Origin of the sequence: Vibrio sp. 1557, assembly GCF_033340175.1 — a bacterium.
Classification (GTDB): domain Bacteria; phylum Pseudomonadota; class Gammaproteobacteria; order Enterobacterales; family Vibrionaceae; genus Vibrio; species Vibrio alginolyticus.
The window spans coordinates 1-1,210 of record NZ_JAWOVZ010000190.1; the positions used below are offsets into that span (position 1 = coordinate 1).

A 1,210-nucleotide genomic window follows, 5' to 3' on the forward strand; every position below is an offset into this window, starting at 1 on the left:
CAAGCGGTTACGCCAGAGGTAGTGGTGGCGGAAGTCGTACAACAATTTGAAGTTTTAGATTATCCAGAATCAACGGATCTTGCTCAACTGCCACGAGAATGGCCGAGTGCCGAGTTATCTCGCGACATTGGGACATTCTTGCAACCCTCCGAGTATGCCAACGAGGGTGAGGCTCCAGATCCGACAACGGCTACTCCCGTCACGAGCACAGCATCTACGCATCGTCGTGACGACTTAGGTTTGTCATTGGATGATCTAGACTTGTCTTCCTTGTCTCCAGATCTCGCCAAAAAAGTGGAAAATGCGCTGTCTCAAAACGATGCGCCGACTTCTGCGCGGTCACAGGTGAATGACTTGGAGCGCAATGCGCAGCAGTGGCAAGGACGTCTTCCTGCCCTTAATTTGCAAACGCACATGTATGCCAGTGATGCCAATCGTCGTTGGGTGAAAATCAATAACGTGGAGTATCACCAAGGGGATGTGGTGGATGGACAAGTCACGCTGAAAGAGATTCAGCCGCAGGCTGTCATTGTCGAATTCCAAGGTGAGCAAATCCGAATCCCTGCACTTTACGAATGGGATGGTTAGTGCTCTCGCGTGAAACCATTAGATAAGCAAAAGGCCACATGAATGTGGCCTTTTTCGTATCCGCTATGTGCAAACCGGTAGTTTGCGGGGCAGTTATGCCCAACCTGCAGGTGATTTCTTTCTGCGTGGAATGATATGAGGAAGAATCAAACCAAATAAAAGACCAAGGCCTGCTACACCACCACCGTAAGTGAAGTACTTAAGCAGCAGGTCATCTTTTTGCGTATCCAGCTTGGCGCGAAGTTCACGGTTTTCTGTTTCAACAGAAGTGAGCTGGTCGCTGATCTCAGAGTATTTTTTCTCTAGATCTGTAATTTGTTGGTTACGAGTTTCTAGTGATGTTACTAGACCTGCTTTCTCGGTATCAGAAGTTTGACGAGCATTTGCTAGCTGTTCTTTCACTTCTGACAGCTCTTTCTCAATACGAGGAAGGCGAATTGCCATGCTTTCTTGATTTGTCACAAACTTGCTTTGTACCCAACCAGTGCGGCCGCGGTCATCACGAACTTGCGTGTAGCCTGTATCTTTGTTGGCTTGTAAAAGCTGAACTTTAGAGCCAGCGTTAATGCTGCCAATGATACGGTAAGTGTTGTTTGGACCTGAGTGCATGAAAGTGAATAGG

The 1,210-nt window shown here is 47.9% G+C and carries 2 protein-coding genes; one reads left to right on the top strand and one right to left on the bottom strand.

The genetic code is table 11. The features are described from left to right. A partial coding sequence (locus R7070_RS25755) for a general secretion pathway protein GspB (RefSeq protein WP_318141457.1) occupies positions 1-588 on the top strand: 588 nt, incomplete at its 5' end. Between the two features lie 93 nt (positions 589-681). Here R7070_RS25755 and R7070_RS25760 read toward each other — a convergent pair. Then, positions 682-1,210, bottom strand: a 529-nt coding sequence (locus tag R7070_RS25760; protein WP_318141458.1) for a TIGR04211 family SH3 domain-containing protein, incomplete at its 5' end; no start/stop codon positions are given.